A 20,792-nucleotide genomic window follows, 5' to 3' on the forward strand; every position below is an offset into this window, starting at 1 on the left:
TCATATAGGTAAGTTATATTGAATCATATAACTTACCTCTCAAAATCATAAGTTCTTCTTTCAATCTTCTATTTTCTGTCTCTAAATCTTTAATTTTTTTATTTTTAGATGCTATAATAATATCCTTAGCAGATTCGGTTGTTATTTTAGATGACCGTTTAGAACTTATTGTATTAAATCCCTTTTCTCGTAATGTTTCTATACGATTTCTTACATCTTTGTTGTTGTATAAATATGCTTTAGACACTCCAGACGTTTGAGCTACAGAATTAAAATTGATATTTTTCTGATTTTTTATTAAAGTTCTTATAGCTAAATCAACTTTATTTAAGGTTTTCTCTTTTTTCTCTTTTGCATACTTTTGCAATCCATTTATATTGATATTAGTTTTATTTGACATTCCTTTCATCACCTACAAACTCACGTCTTTGTTTACCTGCTTTATGATATACTTTCCCTTCATTTAAAACATCTAATATTGCTTTTAATTTTTCTAAAACAATCTCATTCTTTTCCACCCAAACTAATCTGCCTAATTGTCTTGCTCTTTCAATTTGATTTAATGTTTCATTTATCTCGATTTCAAACTCATGAATAAATTCGGGACTAGTGCACATATTACTGCATGTTAAACAAGGATTTAGTTGATGATTACATTGAACTTTATTAGGTTTTAAACAATATCCCAACGGGATTCTAACAGCATCTAAATTTTTTCGTATATATTCCCATTCAATTAAATCACTATTTTCTATATTTAAATCAATTTTTTCAATTGCACCATTATCGGTATTTATTCTAAATAAACCCGATTGCATTACTGCTTCCCACGACTTTCTCAATGTAGTATCTAATAATTGAGCATATTTTAATGTCATTTCAGGACTTAAATGTGCCAACCACTTTTGAACATGTAATAAATTCATTCCATTGTTTATAAGTTCAACCGCTTTGGTATGCCTGAATGCGTGATTCTTAAAGTGAAAAACCTTCCCATTATCATCAACTATATTTCTTTCTCTTGCCAATTTATTTAAAGCAAGTTCAAGCGATCTCGCTGACGGCGGTAGCCCAGCACGCACCCCTGATTCTCTGACAAAAATATATTTATTAGGATTTTCTTTCATTTCATAAAGTTTTTCTGCAATCTTTATTTGTTCTTGTAATATGAAAGCTACTTCTTTTGTAATTGGAATTCTATGATTCTCAATTTTAGTCTTACTAATATCCATTACGACGTACCATCCATCATTTATTAATTCAAGACATTTGTTATATCTTATACCTAATACATCACTAATTCTTAATCCGGTTGCACGTAATATAATAACTATAGGAATATATGCACTATCAAGATACTCAATATTTTCTTCTAATTGATGCAATATATTTTGAGGTATATATTTTTCATTGTTTAAATTCCAAATTGGTTTAGAAGGTCTATCTTCTTTAAAAAATAATCTATTTACCAATTTAGATGGAGCTTCCTCATATTCTGCTAATTGAATGTATTCAACGAAATTTTTAGCATCTATTAAAACATTCCACACTTGCATATCGATTCTTTGAGTACCTCTATTCTTAAACCATTCGTGAACCCATTCAATAAAATTTTCAATATCTTTTCTTTGTAATAATTTTAAATCGACCCAATCGTTATGAGATTCAAAAATAAATGTAAAAAATACTCTAATACTATATAATCTTTTTTCACAATATCCAAAACTATCTTTGTGTATATATACTCTCATATATTTTTTTGCTAAATTTTTATATGGTTCAGGAACTTCTGTAAAGTTCAAATGATACTTTGATTGACTTAAAGAAACCTTCTTAGGATTTATCTTCCTAATATCCCACAAATCCTTCTCGTATTCACTTCGGGTATCATATGTTTCTAACCAATATTTCTTAAGTTGCCTAAGTGTGGAGTTAATACTCTTTATATCTGATTTTGAAATTTTTTTATCTATATAATAACTGTTCAACTCAATATCTATTTTTAAATAGTCAATGTCTATACATGTTTTATATTTTTTATATTTAGACATAAATTCAAATAAATTATTATAAACTTTAAACTTATATTCAATTGAACCTGCGGTTACGATTCTATTCCTAATTCTTTTTGACAGAAAAATTTTTATTTCTTTTTTTAAATTTTCATTTTTTAATATAGTAAAATTCAAGCTACCTGATAATTTAATTTTTTTTGGATTATATATTTCTTTTAGCAAGTCTTGTAAATTCCATATATCAGCACTCCAAGGTTCATCTAAATCATATAAATAACTTGAAATTCCATTACTTAAATTATTCAAATTCACTTGTATCACTCCTATTAGATTTAATCTTCATATTCTTCTCAACTTCTTCCCATTCCTTTCTTAAATCATCGTCGCTAAGATGGATGTACATTTGTAACGTTGTTTGAATATGTTTATGTCCGGCTCGAATTCTTAAGAATTCAGCTTCCCATCCTAATCTTTTCAATTCGGTAAGTGAAGAATGTCTTAACATGTGAGGATTAACATCTATTTTAGTTTTCTTTTTTAATCTATTAAAGAGAGATACAACATCTTGATATTCCATAGGTTTATATTTATTTATTCCCGTTAGTTTAATAAACACAAAATTTGTATTTACATTATCATCATGCATTTCAGCAATATAATTCATAAAGTCATTCATCAGTTCACAACTAACATCAATACATCTTGGACTATTAACTGTTTTTATTTCAGAATAATTTTCAAGTTCACCTCTATCTTTTATTTCAATTTTTGTTTCTGAGATATTAAAATCTTCTATCCACAAACTTAAGGCTTCGCCTATTCGGATTGAACTCTCCCATAGTAATCTTAAAAGGAAATAATCTCGTACATTAGTGCAATTATTTAATATGGTTTGAATTTGTTGTTTATCTAATGTCTTTGGCTTTGATTTTGGAACTTTAAGTTTAATTATGTTTGCCATAAAACCTTTATCTTTATTAATGTGATATAAAAAATCTTTATATCCACGCTTTGAATATGACATCTTTTCTTTTAAATTTCCTAATATAGATATTTGAGATTCATCATGTCTTAATAAATAATCATAAAATAATAACACAGTATTAATAATTGTATTAATTGTTCTATTGTTACGTTTACTTTCTTGAATATTAAGATAACTAACGTTATAAACTCCTTCAGGAGTTTGAAGCCATCCTATAAATTTAGCCATTTGATCAATATCTATATTTAAATAATTAACATTAATTTGATTTAAGAATTCAAAGTATAATTTTAAATGATAACAATAAGCTCTTAGTGTATTTCTAGCATTTCCAATATTATCTCTATACTTAAGAAATTTTAATACTGGTTCTACAATTTCTCCATTGTCATCTATTAAAATATATCTTCTTTTAATCTGTTTACTAATAACTGTCTCAACTCTCATAACATCAAGCCTCATTCATTCTTTACTTAACATACTATATATTCTTAATATAGTTATCTAGTATTTATTGATATTATGATGTGTAATAAGTTATCTTTCTATACTATAAATACAGTCATATTTATAGATATAGTTAGTTTTAGAATTACGAACTAATCCCAATCAAGTTTTTGTCCACATTTTGGGCAATAATTAATAGTTTTATCCTTTACATTAGATAAATAATTACCACACTGACAATAGAAGTCAAATCCACCATTTGTGCCTTCTTCAACTTTTACAAGTGTTTCATTCCCAAGCTTTTTTATTTTTACAACTGCATTGATTATATTACTTCCTTCTTGCACTGTAGGATTTTCTCTATTAAATTTCAAATCACAGTATCTGGAAGGTGCTATTTTACACATTTCAGCAAACTTTCTTGTAGTTATTTTGTTTTGCTTTCTAAAATTTTCTATTGATGTTAAATCCATATTTTATTCCTCCACATTCTTTACAATTAACTCGTCTTTAAATACTGTATATTCACTTCCGTCATATGTTTCAACTTCATAAGTATTTCCATACTCGACTAACGCTGTTACTTCTGTACCGTTGTATTTGCTTAAATCAACTTCATAAGTATTTTCACTGTTTATATTTCTCAAATTTAATATACCCTTCACTTAATCTGACAAGTACGTACTTTACATATAAGCAAAAGTTGCTTTTAATTCTTCTATCCTAGCATTAAATGCTTTTAACTCTTCTTTCTTGTAAGCTTCCAATGTTTCTAAGTCCTTAAAATATTCTTTACCTGCTTGTACACCATTTTTAGTTATTTTATATATTCCAAACTTTCCTTCTAAAGTTATTTCTTTAGAGATAATCCTAAAGGTATCTTCTATAACCTTCTTGTTAGTTTCTACAGGCTTTTCTACTTCTTTAGGTATAATTGCATTACTTGTTTTTTGTTTCTCTTTATAAGCCTTATTTTTAGCTTTAATCTTTTCTCTATCATCTTTTGTTAATTCAGCACATTTTTTGCACCATTCTTCTTTAGTTTCCTTGAAAATATAAACTAAATCTTTAGTTGGAATATCTTTAAATTCTTTTTTTAATGATTTAACACTATCTGCTTGATTAAAATTATCATCTAGTAATGCTTTTGACATTGCTTGTATTCTTGGTTTTAATTCATTAATTTTCATATCAATCCTCCATGCACTGTATATACATATTATTTACCTTCTTTAATTACAACTTCTTTATTAGTTAACATTTTTATAGCATCTAAAAATCTATCTTGTATTACCTGTTGCCTAAATTTTTCTTTAACAGTTATAGTTACACATTGATCTATAGTTTCTATTGTTGAATCTATAAACCATGTTTTATAAGTAACATCTCCAAATTGATTAAATATTAATTCATGAATCGGAGTAGGAAAAGAAAGGGGGAGTTGAGTTGTGTATATTTCTTTTCCTTCTTCATATTCTTTGTCATTATTATTATTCTTTATATTCTTATCATTCTTGTTAGTTGTTACCTCTTTGTTAGCTCTTTGTTGGCTCTTTGTTGGCTCTTTGTTAGTGCTTTGTTGGTCGTTTGTTACCTCTTTGTTAGTTTGTTTGTTACCTTCATCTTTTCCAACTTGGTAAAGCCCCCAATTTACTATGGTTATAAGCCTTCCTGTCTTTGTTACTTCCTGTGTTAGAAATTCGTAATTTTCAAATTTTTTTAATGCACTACGTACATTTTGTATTGAAATTCCTTTACCACACTTGTTACAAATACTTTCAAGTGAAGTTACTAACATACCTGGTTCAGCCTTAAATTGTTTACCCTTCCACTCCCATTCTCTACCAGAATGATTAGCCATTCCTAGAAGGGTGATAAGAATGGTCTTATGCTCTGGTGTAGAGTTTTGCCATATTGCTTTTTCAAATAAACACCTATGAAGTTTTATCCACCCTTCATTCATTTGGTTTCACCTACTTATTTTTCTTTTGACAATCCATGCAAAGTATTTGTTTATCAAATTTTTGATAGCTATACTTAGCAACATTTTCTGGTACATTAGAACCACAGCATTTACACTTATAAGTTTTATTTGAAGATGACTTCCTAGTTACTGCTCTATTTCCTGTATTTCTACCATCTGGATCATCACCATCTGTTGGTGCTTGAAAAAACTTAAGAATGAAATATCTTTCTGAATAAGTTAATGCCGAACCAAAAGCTTTAGATATATCATCTTGAGCACCATAATACTTCCATGGCACTGATATTGTTTCTTCTGGATTATCTGCATTTTGCCATGTATAAGTCATATCTCCATTAACTATAAAATCAGTTTTTTCCTTTCCTTTATCATTTGTGTAATCAAAAGTTTCATGGTTATCTAAACCAACACATGAAGGAATTAATAGAACTCCTAACTCGTCCATCTTGGTTCTAATTTTTCTTATAGCTTGACTTCCACTAACATATTGATATCCATATCCTTTTGTATCTTTAGTAAACTCAACTACATCTTTTCTTATTTCTATTAATTTTTGTTGCAAATTCACAAAATCAACTCCTTACTCTGCTTTAACTGTAATAGTTTCAGTTTCTTCAATTCTTACTCCTGGAAGTATTTCACCTGTTTCAGTATTAACTCCATCTTTACAAATCTTCTTAAGAGCTGTTTTATTAAGTTCCTCTTTAACTTTAATAGCTTCTATTTCATTTTCCTTAATATAACTCTTTAATGTTTCTTCATCTTCATAAATCCATTTTTTAGATTTTCTGCTGTTAACTTTTCCATATGGTGTAGATAACTTAAACTTCTTATCTTTTGCTTTTTCATCAACATAATAAGAACTTAGTAAACCTTCAAAATATTCTTTATCAGCTTCATATTGCTTGATTTCTTGTTGTTCCCATGAATCTATCCTTGCTTTTTCTTCATCTGCTATAGCCTTAATTTCTGCCTTCTTATTTTCTATTGCTCTAAGCTTTCTAAAAGCCCATGTTGCACCTTCTAAATTTTCTATTTTAAAACCTTCTCTTCTTTCCTCTTGTAAATCTTGTTTTAATAATGTATTTTCCATAATAAAATCCTCCTTATTTTTCTATATCTGAGGTAAGAACATCTAAAGTCTCAGATAAATCTAAAATCATAGAATAAAGTTCACCATGATTATTTTCTAAGTCCTCGCCCAGTTCTGGGTTTTTAACTGATAATTCATTTACTACATCTTCTACTATGCTATTAACTACTGCTGACTTTTGTTTTAATATTTTAAGACTTACCATTGCTATCCCTCCAATATGTGATATAATCTAATTGAATTATTTGTTGTGCTATCTTGGACTACTTGCCGGTGTCCTTGGTAGCTTCTTCTTTTATCTTGTCTATTTCCTCCTGTAGAATATCTCCAAATCTTCTACATTCTTTAGTTCCTCTATAAATGACTTTATTAGTTATTTCTTTCGCTTTTTTTATATCATCTGTAATTTTATTTATTGCTAAGATATTCCCCATATTTACCTCCAATTCTTAAAATCAATCTTGCACATCTTGTGCAAATTTTTATATAGGTTCTAGAATTAGTTTTTTTACCAAACCCAATTCTGTTAAATTTAATATCTTGGTCTGTTGCTTCTAAAATCTCCTTAAATTCTTCTTCTGTTACATTTGCTTTAAGCTGTTTTAGAAACTGAAATACCATAATTACCTCCTTACAATTTATTTATTCTGTAAACCTCCAACCCCATATTTAATTGCTAACTTACTAATAATGTTTATATAGCCATTAATAAGTTTCTTATCTTCTGCTATAACATCTAAGTAATTAATTTTATTAACTTTATACTTTGGTGTACCTTCTAATGCCATTTTCTTTTGTTTATTTAAAAGCCTAATCTTAAGATTTACACCATAGCTATTATTCAAAAGCCTATATGCTTCTTCTCTAACTGGTTTAATATGTTCAAACCCTCCTAGCTTATTAGCAATTTTATTTATTAAAGCTGCTGTATCTTTTCTCCATTGATTAGGTTCTAATGTAACTGCATCTCTTATTCCTTGTATTTCTTCTTTGGTTTCTACATTTGCTTGTTTTATAGCTTCTACATCACCCTTAATTGCTTTCATTTCCTGTAAACTAGATATTAAAATATCTTCTATACAAGTTGGTTTGTTATGAATAAATGTTTGAGCTAGTATATCTTTAGCCTTTAATTGATAATTTACTAATTTCTTAGCAACCTGAGGTTGTTCTTCTTTCATGTTCGGAGTAATTGAAATCTTTGCTAACCATAGTGGCAAAAAATCTAATTCTATTGCTAGAACCTCATTATTAGGATCAATTACCCCTGCTTCAAATTTCAGGCACCCCCTATTTAAGATTTCGTCTTCCTGAATATTCTTTACTTGTCTATCTTTTTGACCTTTAGTAAACCCTATTCCTTTGCATATATAACTTACTCCGGTATAAATTTTTCCTGTTTCCTCATTTTTTATTGCTATCAATTGGTCTCCTAAAAAATCTACAGGCCTTATTATTAATTCATTCATTTTTCTTCCTCCTAATTTATTCATTTATAATTTTCTATGTTCTTTTGCTATACTCTCTATCCATAAATCTAATCTAGTCTTGTCAATTAAAACTTTTGCACCAACTTTAAAGTATGGAAAATCTGTATTAACTTTATTAACTAACTCCCTGATTTTATCCTTACTTACATTCATATACTCAGAACATTCAATAACAGTCATTGTTGCTTTAGGCTGACTATTTTTTAATGTCCCTAATATTTCTTGTAGTATCTCGTGTAATTTCATTACAGTACGTCCTCCTTTTTAAACTCTTCTGGAAATACATCATCTAAATTTCTTTCTAAAACTTCACAAATTCTTCTTGCGTTCGCTAAACTAGGAATAGATTTTCCATTCATAATATCATAAAATGACGACTTAGCAAGTCCGACTTTATCTAAGACATAGCTTATCTTTAATCCTTTTTCTTTAATAATTGTATGGATTTTGTTCTTCATTATGTCCACCTCCTGTATATAATATTACCTGTTTACCGAACATAAGACAAGCAGTATTTTACCGTAAAAACGAACATTTTTTACCTTTTTGGCGAACTTATTCTATGTTTTAAGGTTTTTGCTCTAATTTGCTTTAATTTTCTTTAATTTACAGGTTTACTTTCCCGAACGCAATGGTATAATAAAAGTACGGTAAACAATACTTTATGTAAGGAGTAATAATTATGTCATTAGGTGAAAATATACGTAATATAAGAAAAAATAAAAGGTATTCAATGATGAAAATCAATGAACTTACTGGACTTTCTAAGTCAACTATTAGCGATTTAGAAAATGATAAAAGTAGTCCAACAAGTGAAACACTTCAAAAGTTAGCTAATGCTTTAGACGTATCTATAAGTGATTTTTTTGATTCAGACATTCCTAAAAGTCAATCTAAAAATCAACTTGGGTATTTAATAGAACAGTACTTGTGTAATCTAAACTTTAATATTATATGTGATTCAGAAGGTAATATTATTTTAGATGCTAATGATGCACAATATGAAATATCAGAACTGGATATTAAAGATCTTCAAAAATGTGTAGATTCTTTTATAAAGTTTAAAGTATCTGAAATAACAAATAAGAGTAGAAAAATATCTAAAATTAATAATATACCAATTGCTGCTCATAATGATTTTGCCAGTGATGAAGAACAACAAAAACTTATGAAAGAAGATTTAGACGAACTATAAAGGGTGTTGGCGTATGAATAAATTCGAGAGACTACTAGCTGAAAGTGAAAAAGATAATATTATTGTGGTTGAAAAATATTTTAAATCAAAAGCACTAGGTCTGTGTAAAGGAAATAAAATAGGGCTAAGTAAGAAACTTACTACAATCGCAGAAAAAGCCTGCATCTACGCCGAAGAGTACCATGGACACTTTAAAACTACTGTAGGAAATATAACAGATTTAAAAGATATAAGCAATGCTAAACAAGAAGCAATAGCTCATGCTAAAGCTATTGAGAGATTATGTAGTATATCGCATATAGTTGCAGCTATTAAATCCGGAGCTAATGATAGATATGAGATTGCTGAATATCTAACAATAACAGATTCTTTTTTTGATGAATCTATACAGTATCATAAAAGGAAACATGGTATTTATTGTGAATGTGATGATATAGTTTTATATTTCAATAATGGATTGGGAATTATAAGAAAGGATATTAGCTAAAGGAGTTGATTAATATGGCTAAAAGTGGCCCCAATTACAAAGTAAATGGTAAAGAGTATTATAGAGTCTCTTTAGAGATTGGAAGGGATGCAACAGGTAAACGTAAAACTAAATTTTTTACTGGTAAAACTAAGAAGGAAGCTAATCAAAAAAAACAAGAATATATAAATAAACAAATTTTAGGTTTAAAAGACACTAAAACTCTATGGTTTGCACAAACATTTAACTCATGGCTTTTTGAAGTGGTTAAAATGTCTGACATAAAACCTACTACATTTGCAAGATATGAAGGCCTATATAGAAATTATATAAATGATTCTCCTCTTGCATGTATAAGTATAGATAAAATCGAGCCTATGTCTATTCAACGTTATTATAATGATTTGTTTAAAAAACAAAAAAAGAGTAGTTCGCAGATAAGTTATTTAAATAAATTTATCAGAAAGTTTTTTAACTATTGTGTGGATTGTGGCTATATAGTTAATAATCCATGTTCAGGTAATAAAATTTCATTACCAAAAGAAAAAAGAAGCGAAGCTATTGCTAAAAAAGTTGAAATTTTTACAGATGATGAACTGAACAAAATGCTGAATTCTGATGATTGCAAAATTAAGTATATTTCTTTATTCTCACTTGCTACTGGAATGAGACGAGGTGAGGTTATTGCCTTGAAAGAAAGTGATATTGATATTAAACATAATGAAATTCACATAAGAAGAACTATAGCAACTACTGCTATATTTGACGAAAATAATATTAAAACAAAACAAACTATTGTTCAAGAACCTAAGACAAAAAATTCAATTCGAGATATACCACTTCCAAACTCACTAAAATCCATAATAAAAAAAGCTAAACTTATAAGAAACGAAGAAAAGTTTAAAGCTGGAGAAAGTTACTCCACTAAAAATTTAGATTATCTATTTTTAAGCGAACGCGGTAATTTTATTAATGCTGGAAACCTGGATAAAACTTGGGCAAAATTTTTAAAAAATATAGATATACCACATAAAAAATTTCATACTCTTAGACATACTTATGCTACAAAACAGTTCGAAAACGATATCCCACTAAAAACTGTTTCAACTTTGCTCGGACATGGTGATATCGGAATAACAGCTGATATTTACACACATGTATTAAAAAAACAGAAAGAAAAATCAGTTGATATATTAGAAATAATTTAACAACATTTTAACAACATTTTTTAACAACATTATAGATATTTATAGATATAAAATTACTTATAGTGTTAGTATCACTATATTTATAAATACTTATATACATTTATTCTTATATTAGTGTGAAATCATGGGTTCGATTCCCGTATGGGTCACCATTGTAGTAAACATCAGTGTTTAAGATAATTAAACCACTGATGTTTTTCTTATTTTCCCGACTTTTTCCCGACCTAGTTTTTTATTAAATTTTTAGGTTTGATTCTAATAATTACTTTATATAAAATAATAGAAAATTATTGATACTATAAGAAGCCAAAGTAGAAATTTTAAATTTATAATAAAAATCTCTGATCAATTATGCTAATTTTATGTAACATATTTTAATTGAATTCATACATTATTAATATAACAAATGATAATGATGAACAAAGGAGTAATGAATTATGAGAAATTGTTGTAACTGTTATTGCAATTGTTGTTGTAATAACTATTCTAGATATAGAAATTGTTGTGGATATGGATATGGATTTAATAATGCTTGGTTCTTATTGCCATTCTTATTTTTCTTATAAAATATTCTAACAACAGCTTTATTCTAAAAATTATTATTATGCTATAAATATAAATTTTAATAATATTGAATTAAATTTAATTAATATATTGTATAAAAATGGACCTAAAAGATAATTAACCCTACTCTTTTAGGTCTTATTTTTTAATTTTGGCATATGAAAATAAATAACAATTGAAAGATGCGACAAATATTTTGTGAAATACAATGACTTAGGCTATACTAATAGTTAATCTATTAGTAAATTCCAAAAAAGAATTAGTTCACAAAATAAACTAGCATACTGACTTAGTTATTTATTTGAATGTGCCTTATATTATATTTATAATCCACATTTTATATATATTTCTTCTATGCATGGACTTTTATATTTAATATAACTATCTATATCTGTAGGATAAAGCAAAGCTGCTTCTTCTTTTACTTTGCTATATCTTATAACATCCTCTTTATGCTTTCGCAAATAATCTCTAAACAAAATATGTCGTTTAAGCTCTTTTGAATTTTCAGGACATACATATAAATGATGTTGCATTAAATGAGGTTTATTAGTATATTTAAATACCTCTCTATCCTTAATTCCTAAATCACCTTCATGCTCATATCCTATAGTTGATAATCTCTCAACCACTTTTTCAAAATACTTATAATCAGGGATAACAACATCAATATCAATAATAGGTTTAGCTGACATTCCATCAATTGATGTACTTCCAACATGTTCAATATATATAACATAATCACTAATAACTAACATCAACTCACTTTTTATTTTTTCAAATTCAAGTACCCAATTATTATCATATGGTAATACTATAATATTTTTTGTTCTCATAAAATCTCCTCTGATTTTTATATTTATTGTTCATATTATTAATATAATATACTTCTAAAATTACCATAAAAATAAAAACAAACGATATATATTTTTATGGTAGTTATCAAATTATTTTTTAATTCTTGTCTTAATACTTGTTCTTCAATTTTTATTACTTTTTATATTCTTTGTACGGCAATCGAATTACAACTCCTTTATCATCAAATTTATAATTTGTATTCTCAAGAGGAGGTTTTCCACAAGCTAAATTCATTCCAACCTCATAAAGAGCTTTAGCATTAGCATAAGGATCCTGAATAACAGTACCTGTCATAAACCCCTTTTGTATTAAATCTTTTGCAGCATCTATGCCGTCTATTCCAACAACTGGAATAGACATTGATTTGTCACCTTTGTTATATCCATATCCCTGTAAAGCTTCAATAGCTCCTATTGCCATAGCATCATTATTTGAAATTATTGCTTCAATTTTGTTACCGTATTTTAAAAATAAAGATTCAATAGCCTTCTTAGCTATATTTTTATCCCACTCACCATGGACTGATATAAGTTCTTCTGTTTTTATTCCAGCTTCATTAAGTGTTAAAATAGAATACTTTATTCTTTCATCTACTAATGGATTGCCAACTCTGCCTTTTAACATAATATATTGCAATATGCTATCACCATTTTTATCTATAACTTCTTTATGCTTCTCCCATTCATTTACAAGAATTTTTCCCTCTAGAATACCTGATTCCTTACCAGAAGTTGCTATAAAAACACCATAAGGCCTAACAAATTTTATCAGATTTTCATCCGGTTCATTAAATAAAATTAATGGTATATTAGTCTTAATTATTTTGTCTAAAGTATCCCCTACTTTATCTAATTTTATGGTATGTAAATTTACAATTAAAAGATCAAAATTTTCTGTAAGAGCTTTATCAATGCTTGCATTTTGTATAGCCTGATTTTCCTTTGCATCAAAGAAAGTAAATTCAACTTTATCTTGATTTTCTTTTTGAATAGCTTCTAAATTTTGTTTTACAAGAGAAATATATTCATTAGAACTATGTAGAAATACACCTATTTTAACAGGATATTTTTTACTAAAATTTGAATTAGCAAATGTATTATTCTTAGAAATTTCTATTGGTAAAACCATTATTATAATTAAAAACATAATAAATATTAATAATTTTTTTAAAATCTTCATTTCACTCTCCATAATATTTCTTTAATTATTCCAATTAATCTTAGTATGTGTCTTTAATGAAAAAATATTATACTACGTTTACTTAGATACCTATAAATAAAGAACAAAAAAGTCATCCAGACCACTGTAGAACCGTGGATTTTTTTACGCATCTGCCTTTTCCAACGTATATGAGAAAAACCTGACAGGCAAATTTATTTTGTTTTTTATTCTTTAAGGGTACTAATAACCTCTTTGAAATACAGTATTTTTCAAATTATTCACAGATATTTCAACCATATAATTTCATAAAGAATAAAAAAATATGCTCACAAGTACGTTGAAAAAACGTTCTAGTGAGCTAAAATAAATCTCTAAGCTAAAGCTTTATTATTTTTATATACTATGCTATTTTCATAAAAAAATGTAAACCATGCAAAGTTAATAAAAAATATACACCATAAATAATTTTCAGTAATGAATCCTTTAAGTCCTATTAATGATATTAATCCTAAAAATCCTAAAAATTTATGCTTTTTAAAATTCATTATAGTTCCCCCTCAATAAATGAATCTATATTTCTTTTTTGTACCATTATACCATAATAATTCTTTTATTCCATATTTTATTCTATAAATTTATGTAATACTTCATTTCCGGCCTTCCTATATTACCCATATTCATTTCAACCCATACACTGTTTATACTTTCAAGATAGTCCATATATTTTTTTATAGTTACATTACTAATACTTAATTCATAAGATATTTCTCTTAATGTCCAAACCTTATTATCACTTTCTTTCAAAAAGCTTATAATTTTATCCAAAGTTCTTTTATTTAAACCTTTTGGTAATAATACTTCATTTGCTGTATTAACAAAAATAGAATCTAGTTGTTCTTGATTTACTTTAACTTTCTTAGATAGTATATTCTTCTTCATTTTATATTTATTAATCGCTTCTTCAAATCTTTTAAATTCAAATGGTTTAATTAAATAATCAACAACTCCATAAGCATATGACATCTTTAATTCTTCTACACTATTAGCAGCTGTTATCATAATAACATCTTGAATATATTTTTTACTTCGTAAACTTTTTAATATTTCTATACCACTTTTCTCTGGTAAAAATACATCTAATAATATTAAATCAATCTCTTCTTTTTCTATTATATCTATTATTTCTTTTTCATATATTGCTGGTCCAAAAATTTTTATACCCTGAATTTTTTCTAAATAAGTCTTATTTATCAATGCTACCATTGGATCATCTTCAACAATTAAAACCTTTATCATTCGTTTTCTCCTTTAGAAATTATTATAACAAATACTTTTGAATGTCTAAATTCATCAATCTCTATTTTTCCATTATATAATTCAACCCTATTTTTTACTAAATAAAGACCTGTACCTCTTTCCCCTCCTTTAGAAGATATACCTTCATTAAAAATACTTTCTCTTATATCTTTATTTATTTCTATTCCATTATCTTCAACTTGAATTTCAATAATTTTATCATCTTCATATAATGAAATTTTTACAAACATGTTATTTTTATCACTTTGTGAACAAGCTTCAAAAGCATTCTCAATCAAATTACCTATAATAGTTATCAAATCTAAAGAGTCTACAATTTTATGATTTTCAAATAAAAATGACTCTTCTGTTAAAATTAACGTAATTTTTCTTTCTTTAGCTACTAACTCTCTACTTAACAATAAAGCTCTTACATAATAATCATCAATATTATTAAATTTATCTGAATTATTCTTTTGTATTTGCCTAATTTTCAAAATATATTCTTCTGCATCATTATACTTTTTCAACTGTAATAATCCTAAGATTACATATAAATTGTTTTTAAACTCATGTACATTTGCTCTCAGATTTTTAATTACTTGGTCTACTCCAGTTATTTCTTTAGCAAGTTTACTTATATTATTTTTATCTATTAATGTAATAACTGCTCCTAAATACTCTTTATGATTTTTTATACTCTTAATACTTATAAATAGCTTCTTTCCTTGTATTATAAATTCCTTCATTTCAAATTCATCATGAGAATTTATATACTTTTCTAACTTTGAAATCACCTTTTCAGCATCAAATCCATCTATTAATTCATAACAAATTCTATTTATTTCAGTTATTTCATTATTCTTATTTAGTGCTATTATTCCTTCATTTACAGTATTTAAGATTATCTTTTTTTCACTATATAGCTTACTTATTTCATATGGCTCCATATTATGCATAGCTTTTTTTACTTTAACTGCAAGTAGCTTTGAAGCTATAATTGCTATTCCTAATATAAGAATAAATTGTATTGTATATGTAATTTTTATCTTGGAATTTATTATCACTATATCTTTGTAATACTTTCCAACCATAACAAATCCCACTTGCTTGTCTTTATTATAAATTGGTTGAAACCACCTTAAAGTTTTTCCCATAGATCCTTGCATTAAAGAATAGTACATTTCACCACTTTCTAATACATCTTTTTTATCTTTTCCAATAAATTTTTCACCAATTTGATTTTCATCAAGATGTGAATATTTTTCACCTGTAATATCTGCAATTACAATTATATCGATATCTTTAAAATTTCTTATAATATCTTTAGTATACTTTTGTATTGTATAATCATTCTGTCTAAATTCCAACTTATTTTTTACTAAATCACTTCCACCAATATAATTAGCAATTTCTTGTAATTCTGTTTTGGTATTATTTTCAATATCCTCCAACTTAGAAAATAATAAATTAGTATATGATAAAATTAATGGCAAAGAAGTTATTAATAAAGCTATAGCAATTAATTGTTTTTCAAATGTAATTTTCCTTTTTATATTAATCTTCATTTGTTACTCCTTAGAACAAAGTATCTATTTTATTTAGGGTTATTAAAAAAATTTAAAAACTATGTCGAAATATATTTTAATATAAATTATATATAAATTCCACTTTATTATAAAAAAATAAAAGACTATATTATAATACAATTTTCGTTAATTGTACTTTATAATATAGTCTCATTTATTTTATTCAATTTTTTATGCTATGCTATTTTTGCATGTTCCTTCATTTAAGTAGTCTCTTAAATTTTCATATGAAAATTCAATCATGTTACTTAATGCTTCATCTGTATAAGAACCCATATGTGGTGTTAATAACACTTTAGGATATAAGCTGATTAACTTTTCAAAAACTTCATTAGATAATTCTTGATTTTTTAAATCTTTAAAGAATATTTGTGATTCTCCTTCTAAAACGTCAGTACCAAAACCGCCAAGTTTTCCACTTTCAATTCCTCTAACAATGGCTTCTATGTCTTGAACTTCCCCTCTAGCTGTGTTCACTAAAATAGCTCCATCCTTCATTTTGCCTATAAATTCATCATTAATCATATGATAATTTACACCTTTAATGTATGGCATATGTACTGAAATAATGTCTGCTTGTTTTAATAACTCATCTAATTCCATAAATTCAACAACTTCTTTAGCTGCATCACTTTGATATACATCATATGCAATAACTCTTGCTCCTAATCCTTTAAATAACTTAGCTGTTGTTAAACCAATTCTTCCTGCTCCTAAAACTGCTACAGTACAATTTCTAATTTCTTTACTAAACATAAATGCATCCACAGTAAAATTCTTTTCTCTAGTTTTGTTTACTGTATAAGCAGTGTGTCTTAATAACATCATTGCTAGTGAAACTGCAAGTTCTGAAATTGCATTTGGTGAATAGCCTGGTACTCTAGCACATTTTAAATCTAAATCCTTAACTGCCTCTAAATCAACATGATCAAAACCTACAGTTCTTGTTAATAAATATTTAAGTCCATTTGCTTTAAGTAATTCTAGATTTTGTCTATCTGCCATACAATTTCCTCTAACCATGACAGCTTCAGCACCAATAGCTTCTTTAACATTTTCATGATTTAGTCCCAATGTAACTAGTTTTATATCATACCCGAATTTTTTATTTATTTCTTCAAAATATGGAACTTCTGTTTCTCTTACTCCATAACAAACTAATTTAACCATAATTAATCTCCTTTATCATCAGCTACTTAACTCTAAAATATTCCTAAACTTTTTATAACTTCTAAAATAACTATCCAAACTGGCATTGCAAATACTGCAAATACAGTAGATAATAATGAACAATTTGATGTAAATAATGCTTCTCTATCATAACTAATAGCATATGCTGCTGCCACTGTAGCAGTTGGTGCTGCCATCATTATAACAGTTGCTGCTAAACCTTCAAATGAAACTGGTAAAATGTTTAATTTATTTAATACCATTAATAATACTAAATTCAATACTGGTACTAACATAACTTTAATTACACTGTATACCCAAGCATCTTTTTGTGATACGGCTTTCTTGAATGGTACTTCTGCTAAAGTAGACCCTATTGATAACCAAGCAAGTGGTGATGCTAATGTTTTTAAATAAGTAAGTGGTTTATATAACCATGGAATTGTTTGGTCAATTCTTAAGAAAGCAACTTCTTTTACTTCTCCCTTAACTTGAACCGCTACTTGTGGTAAATTTTCTTGGAATAGCCAAATAAATAATCCTAAAAATGTTGCAATAATAATTGGATTTAAGAAAATTTCCTTCATATTCTTCTTGAAATTATCCTTGTCCATTTTTGCTCCTGACATTTTAATAAATGCATATGAATACAAGAATACTCTATAAGCAATATTAAATATATTTGCATACATTACTCCTACTACACCATAAACTACAGCAATAATTGGAGTAGAAAAGAATGTAGTTGAACCAAATATAGTTAAAACTCTGTATACGTCTTGCTTATCTCCCTTTACTTTTAAATAAATAAACTTAGTAATTGGAATTAAAATAATATAAATTGCAAATCCCCATACTAATATACTTAAACCTTCTCTTAATTGCTTTCCGTTTATATCCTTCATAAAAGCTGTAAATGCTAATGCTGGTAGTGAAACGGAAAGAACAACTTTAGTAAGCATCTTAGATGCAACTGAATTTAATATCTCTTTCTTTCTTAAATAAAAACCTAATAAAATAATAAATATTGATGAAAAAATTGCTCCTAAAATTGCATTATCTGTTATTGTATTTTTTATAATTCCTAACACACTATCTTCTCCTTTGTTTATTTTTTAACATTAATTCGTAAATTCGTATAATGTTCTCTCTACAAAAGGATTTTATTATTTTTATTCATCAAATACAATTTTTCAAAGTTTTTAAATAATTATTTAAGTTATTTAAATAATTTTTCCCCTGTAATAAAATAATCGACAATATTCCCATAATTTAATTTTGTTACTTGATTAAAAGTTAAATTACAGTTTATATCTATATATTCTTTAATAGCATCTTCTATATAACTAATATCTTGCAAATCAAATTCATTTTTCGAATATATTGTAACTATATAGTTTTTACTATTATTTAAAAATAATAAATTATTTAATATATTTAAAATCATTCCACCAACTGGGTTATTAACATCCTCTTCGCCTATAATTGCATAATTTTCATACTTTCCACTTTTTATTTTATATAAAATACTTTCATTAGAAATTATTGTTATTAACATTCTTAATTTTATCTTTTCCCCATTTTTTAAAGCACTTATAAAAAGCGTATTTTTAAATTCTTCTTCTGTTAAATTCTCCCCTGCAACTATTAATATATTCTTTTCTCTAATCAAGCTTTTAATTTTAATTATATTATTATTAGTTATTTTATTAACTAATAATATAGTTTCTCCTCTATTTTGTTTGAAATTGTAATTTTCTAATTTATCTAAATAAATTACTTCTATAATATCATTATCTACTCTATAATAATTAATATTATTATCTTCTAAAAAAGAAAGTGCTGGACTACTCTCCTTTAACTCTATATTGTTTCCTAAACAAATAACTTTGTACTTCATAAATCTTACTACCTTATCCTTAATTATTATTAAATTTATAATCTCAACACATTTAAAATACCACTGTTATATAAACATTATATAATATTTTACTTTTATATTTATTTATATTTTTCTTATTATGTAACTTTCTCTCAAAAATTTCAGTATTAAATCACTATTTTTTATACATATACCCTTTCCAAACGTAATAAAGGAATAACGATATAGAATAAAAAAATAGTTTACTCTTAATAGTATTATCTATAAATTAAATACTATTAAAGTAAACTATTTTTGTACTATATAAGTTGCATTAAAGATTTCACAACATATTATTAATATTTATAATTAATTGTAATATAAAGTTATTATTGCAACTTATATATATTATACTATAACATTATATTTTCAATTTCTTTTAATTCTGGTAATGCTGATATAGCACCACTTCTTGTTGTTGTAATAGCTCCTGCTACATTAGCAAATTTAATGATATCTTCAATTTCTTCTCTTGTCATTTTTTCAATATCTGCTAAACTTTTTCCTATTAATTTATAATGTAATGCACCAAAGAAGGAATCCCCTGCTCCATTTGTATCTATTGCTTTAACTTTGTAAGGTTCAACTAATCCATAAATATCACCTTTTCTATAAAATGATCCTTTTTCTCCAAGTGAAATCAGTACTAAAGTCGCACCATTTTTTGATAATTCCTTTGAACCTTTTATTAAATCTGTTTCACCAGTTAATAACTCTAATTCCTCATCTGAAACTTTGATAATATCTGCAAATTTTAATCCTTCTAACATCATCTTTTTGGCATATTCATTATTATCCCATAAAAGTGGTCTATAGTTAGGATCATAACTTATAATCTTCCCTTTTTTCTTTGCATATTCAACTGATTTTAAAGTTGCTTCTTGAGATGGACCTTTTGTTAAAGATACAGATCCAAAATGAAAAATATTACACTGATCAATGACTTCCTTATTGACCTCATCATATTGTAGCATCATATCTGCTCCTGGATTTCTATAAAAACTAAATGAACGTTCCCCGTTCTTATCTATATTTACAAAAGCTAAAGTTGTATTTACCTTATTAGTTCTTACTAATCCCTTTATATTAATATTTAAATTTTCAAGTGTTTCTTTTAAAAATTCTCCAAATGAGTCTTGTCCAACTTTTCCTATAAAAGCTGTTTTTCCACCTAATTTACTATTTGCAGCTAAAACATTTGCTGGTGCTCCACCTGCTTTTTCACAAAATATAGTATTACCAGCATCATCTTTCCCACCAAATGTAAAATCTATTAATAATTCACCTATTGCCACTACATCAAACATTTATACTACCTCTCTTTTTACGACTATTTTTTGATTATTTCTG

The 20,792-nt window shown here is 26.5% G+C and carries 28 protein-coding genes; 4 read left to right on the top strand and 24 right to left on the bottom strand.

Features of this window, described 5'->3' with window-relative positions; translation table 11 throughout:
• Nucleotides 1-13: 13 nt before the first annotated feature.
• From BGI42_RS11570 to BGI42_RS11630, 15 genes are all read right to left on the bottom strand, one after another.
• Entirely contained in the window at nt 14-400 is a 387-nt protein-coding gene (locus BGI42_RS11570) for a DUF6262 family protein (RefSeq protein ID WP_069680424.1), read from the bottom strand.
• A complete protein-coding gene (locus tag BGI42_RS11575) occupies nt 390-2,327 on the bottom strand; it encodes a tyrosine-type recombinase/integrase (RefSeq protein ID WP_084023876.1) in 1,938 nt (645 codons plus the stop codon). The genes BGI42_RS11570 and BGI42_RS11575 overlap by 11 nt, the downstream gene beginning before the upstream one ends.
• The gene (locus BGI42_RS11580) at nt 2,314-3,447 is read right to left on the bottom strand and encodes a tyrosine-type recombinase/integrase (RefSeq protein ID WP_192875379.1); all 1,134 of its coding nucleotides are present in this window, start codon (nt 3,445-3,447) and stop codon (nt 2,314-2,316) included. The genes BGI42_RS11575 and BGI42_RS11580 overlap by 14 nt, the downstream gene beginning before the upstream one ends.
• Nucleotides 3,448-3,599: 152 nt before the next feature.
• Nucleotides 3,600-3,920 carry a hypothetical protein gene (locus BGI42_RS11585; protein WP_069680453.1) on the bottom strand — a complete coding sequence of 107 codons (321 nt, stop codon included), beginning with the start codon at nt 3,918-3,920 and terminating at the stop codon, nt 3,600-3,602.
• 3 nt (nt 3,921-3,923) lie between these two features.
• The gene (locus BGI42_RS16090) at nt 3,924-4,094 is read right to left on the bottom strand and encodes a hypothetical protein (RefSeq protein ID WP_158523404.1); all 171 of its coding nucleotides are present in this window, start codon (nt 4,092-4,094) and stop codon (nt 3,924-3,926) included.
• Nucleotides 4,095-4,133: 39 nt separating this feature from the next.
• Nucleotides 4,134-4,637: a hypothetical protein gene (locus BGI42_RS11590; RefSeq protein ID WP_069680454.1), complete on the bottom strand. Its 504-nt coding sequence runs from the start codon at nt 4,635-4,637 to the stop codon at nt 4,134-4,136.
• Nucleotides 4,638-4,666: 29 nt separating this feature from the next.
• Nucleotides 4,667-5,410 carry a hypothetical protein gene (locus BGI42_RS11595; protein WP_069680455.1) on the bottom strand — a complete coding sequence of 248 codons (744 nt, stop codon included), beginning with the start codon at nt 5,408-5,410 and terminating at the stop codon, nt 4,667-4,669.
• A 10-nt stretch (nt 5,411-5,420) separates the two neighbouring features.
• On the bottom strand, nt 5,421-5,999 hold the full coding sequence (locus BGI42_RS11600; RefSeq protein ID WP_084023880.1) for an ERF family protein: 579 nt from the start codon (nt 5,997-5,999) through the stop codon (nt 5,421-5,423).
• Between the two features lie 12 nt (nt 6,000-6,011).
• Nucleotides 6,012-6,524, bottom strand: a complete 513-nt coding sequence (locus tag BGI42_RS11605) for a host-nuclease inhibitor Gam family protein (RefSeq protein WP_069680456.1) — start codon at nt 6,522-6,524, stop codon at nt 6,012-6,014.
• Between the two features lie 13 nt (nt 6,525-6,537).
• Entirely contained in the window at nt 6,538-6,729 is a 192-nt protein-coding gene (locus BGI42_RS11610) for a hypothetical protein (RefSeq protein WP_069680457.1), read from the bottom strand.
• Nucleotides 6,730-6,787: 58 nt separating this feature from the next.
• Entirely contained in the window at nt 6,788-6,958 is a 171-nt protein-coding gene (locus tag BGI42_RS16275; RefSeq protein ID WP_192875380.1) for a hypothetical protein, read from the bottom strand.
• Nucleotides 6,933-7,145, bottom strand: coding sequence for a hypothetical protein (locus BGI42_RS11615; RefSeq protein ID WP_069680458.1), 213 nt, complete (start codon nt 7,143-7,145; stop codon nt 6,933-6,935). Before BGI42_RS11615 ends, BGI42_RS16275 begins: the two co-directional genes overlap by 26 nt.
• Nucleotides 7,146-7,162: 17 nt before the next feature.
• Nucleotides 7,163-7,993, bottom strand: a complete 831-nt coding sequence (locus BGI42_RS11620; RefSeq protein ID WP_069680459.1) for a phage antirepressor N-terminal domain-containing protein — start codon at nt 7,991-7,993, stop codon at nt 7,163-7,165.
• Nucleotides 7,994-8,017: 24 nt separating this feature from the next.
• Entirely contained in the window at nt 8,018-8,260 is a 243-nt protein-coding gene (locus BGI42_RS11625; RefSeq protein ID WP_069680460.1) for an excisionase family DNA-binding protein, read from the bottom strand.
• Nucleotides 8,260-8,472 (bottom strand): helix-turn-helix transcriptional regulator, encoded by a 213-nt coding sequence (locus tag BGI42_RS11630; RefSeq protein ID WP_069680461.1) that lies wholly within the window; start codon nt 8,470-8,472, stop codon nt 8,260-8,262. The genes BGI42_RS11625 and BGI42_RS11630 overlap by 1 nt, the downstream gene beginning before the upstream one ends.
• A gap of 224 nt (nt 8,473-8,696) precedes the next feature.
• Here BGI42_RS11630 and BGI42_RS11635 point away from each other — a divergent pair, with 224 nt between their 5' ends.
• The 4 genes from BGI42_RS11635 (at nt 8,697) to BGI42_RS16540 (ending at nt 11,449) form a co-directional block, all read left to right on the top strand.
• The gene (locus BGI42_RS11635; RefSeq protein ID WP_084023882.1) at nt 8,697-9,209 is read left to right on the top strand and encodes a helix-turn-helix domain-containing protein; all 513 of its coding nucleotides are present in this window, start codon (nt 8,697-8,699) and stop codon (nt 9,207-9,209) included.
• 13 nt (nt 9,210-9,222) lie between these two features.
• Complete coding sequence (locus tag BGI42_RS11640; protein WP_069680462.1) at nt 9,223-9,696, top strand: hypothetical protein; 474 nt, start codon at nt 9,223-9,225, stop codon at nt 9,694-9,696.
• A 14-nt stretch (nt 9,697-9,710) separates the two neighbouring features.
• A complete protein-coding gene (locus BGI42_RS11645) occupies nt 9,711-10,883 on the top strand; it encodes a tyrosine-type recombinase/integrase (protein WP_069680463.1) in 1,173 nt (390 codons plus the stop codon).
• Nucleotides 10,884-11,320: 437 nt separating this feature from the next.
• Nucleotides 11,321-11,449, top strand: coding sequence for a hypothetical protein (locus BGI42_RS16540; RefSeq protein ID WP_275542682.1), 129 nt, complete (start codon nt 11,321-11,323; stop codon nt 11,447-11,449).
• 321 nt (nt 11,450-11,770) lie between these two features.
• On the opposite strand, the gene BGI42_RS11650 is transcribed toward BGI42_RS16540, so the two are convergent.
• The 9 genes from BGI42_RS11650 to BGI42_RS11685 all read right to left on the bottom strand — a co-directional run bounded on the left by BGI42_RS11650 (nt 11,771) and on the right by BGI42_RS11685 (nt 20,749).
• Nucleotides 11,771-12,283, bottom strand: coding sequence for a GrpB family protein (locus BGI42_RS11650; protein WP_069680464.1), 513 nt, complete (start codon nt 12,281-12,283; stop codon nt 11,771-11,773).
• A gap of 154 nt (nt 12,284-12,437) precedes the next feature.
• The gene (locus tag BGI42_RS11655; RefSeq protein WP_069680465.1) at nt 12,438-13,484 is read right to left on the bottom strand and encodes a galactose ABC transporter substrate-binding protein; all 1,047 of its coding nucleotides are present in this window, start codon (nt 13,482-13,484) and stop codon (nt 12,438-12,440) included.
• Nucleotides 13,485-13,837: 353 nt separating this feature from the next.
• Nucleotides 13,838-14,011, bottom strand: coding sequence for a hypothetical protein (locus tag BGI42_RS15980; protein WP_125461021.1), 174 nt, complete (start codon nt 14,009-14,011; stop codon nt 13,838-13,840).
• A gap of 82 nt (nt 14,012-14,093) precedes the next feature.
• Nucleotides 14,094-14,762 (bottom strand): response regulator, encoded by a 669-nt coding sequence (locus BGI42_RS11660; protein WP_069680466.1) that lies wholly within the window; start codon nt 14,760-14,762, stop codon nt 14,094-14,096.
• Nucleotides 14,759-16,330 carry an ATP-binding protein gene (locus BGI42_RS11665; protein WP_069680467.1) on the bottom strand — a complete coding sequence of 524 codons (1,572 nt, stop codon included), beginning with the start codon at nt 16,328-16,330 and terminating at the stop codon, nt 14,759-14,761. Before BGI42_RS11665 ends, BGI42_RS11660 begins: the two co-directional genes overlap by 4 nt.
• Nucleotides 16,331-16,522: 192 nt before the next feature.
• Nucleotides 16,523-17,521, bottom strand: coding sequence for a 2-hydroxyacid dehydrogenase (locus tag BGI42_RS11670; RefSeq protein ID WP_069680468.1), 999 nt, complete (start codon nt 17,519-17,521; stop codon nt 16,523-16,525).
• A 32-nt stretch (nt 17,522-17,553) separates the two neighbouring features.
• A complete protein-coding gene (locus tag BGI42_RS11675) occupies nt 17,554-18,612 on the bottom strand; it encodes an AEC family transporter (RefSeq protein ID WP_069680469.1) in 1,059 nt (352 codons plus the stop codon).
• A 128-nt stretch (nt 18,613-18,740) separates the two neighbouring features.
• Nucleotides 18,741-19,421, bottom strand: coding sequence for a hypothetical protein (locus BGI42_RS11680; RefSeq protein ID WP_069680470.1), 681 nt, complete (start codon nt 19,419-19,421; stop codon nt 18,741-18,743).
• A gap of 374 nt (nt 19,422-19,795) precedes the next feature.
• Nucleotides 19,796-20,749, bottom strand: a complete 954-nt coding sequence (locus tag BGI42_RS11685; protein ID WP_069680471.1) for a carbohydrate kinase family protein — start codon at nt 20,747-20,749, stop codon at nt 19,796-19,798.
• Nucleotides 20,750-20,792 lie beyond the last annotated feature (43 nt).

The organism is Clostridium taeniosporum (assembly GCF_001735765.2).
Lineage (GTDB): Bacteria > Bacillota > Clostridia > Clostridiales > Clostridiaceae > Clostridium > Clostridium taeniosporum.